The organism is Brachyspira sp. SAP_772 (assembly GCF_009755885.1).
In the GTDB taxonomy this organism is placed as follows: domain Bacteria; phylum Spirochaetota; class Brachyspiria; order Brachyspirales; family Brachyspiraceae; genus Brachyspira.
This window is the reverse complement of the sequence record NZ_VYIX01000260.1, coordinates 1-618: the sequence shown is the minus strand read 5'-3', so window position 1 is coordinate 618 and position 618 is coordinate 1. Positions and strand designations below refer to the sequence as shown.

At 25.0% G+C, this 618-nt stretch carries 2 pseudogenes; both read right to left on the bottom strand.

The annotated features are described in order from the left end of the window. Positions 1-273 (bottom strand): annotated as a pseudogene (locus tag GQX97_RS13910) (hypothetical protein); the annotation flags it as partial. 24 nt (positions 274-297) lie between these two features. Then, a pseudogene (locus GQX97_RS13905) lies at positions 298-618 on the bottom strand (hypothetical protein); the annotation flags it as partial.

The window sequence follows — 618 nt, the reverse complement described above, 5'->3', positions numbered from 1 at the left end:
AATAGACTCCCCAGCCAAACTATAACATAATAAATAAATGATATAATAAAATCCGCCTGGTATTCTTGCATATGTAGTATTATCCCTAACATCAGAGCTATTCATGAGCCTATTACCTACAACAGGTATAGTTTTAGTTTCATAATACTGTTTCATATCATATAAATGATAAATTGGATCTATATAAATTGCTGTTTTATTGAAAGCATAAAAATGTATAAATATCATAGATGCAAATGATACTGCAATAGATAAAATTAATATTTTTTTCATACAATCACCGTATAATTAACTATTTTAATTTGATTTATATAAATATAATAAACTATTATTTGTAATTAATCTAGATGTTTCTTTTATGTTATTTATATAATTACTTGCATATTGAGAATTTARATTCCAAAAATATTGTTTATTTATTATAGTTAAAATATTTGAAGAGCTTGAATTCTCATTAAAAACAAACTCTGGAAATAATATCTTTGCAAAATCATTATAAAATCCATCAGTTACAGGGTCAAAAGGTCTTACAATTTTTACTCCATTACTATATTCAAGTTCACTTATTGATTTTGTAATCAGTCCTACAGACTCCACCTCCATGGCACTTTCCCAATC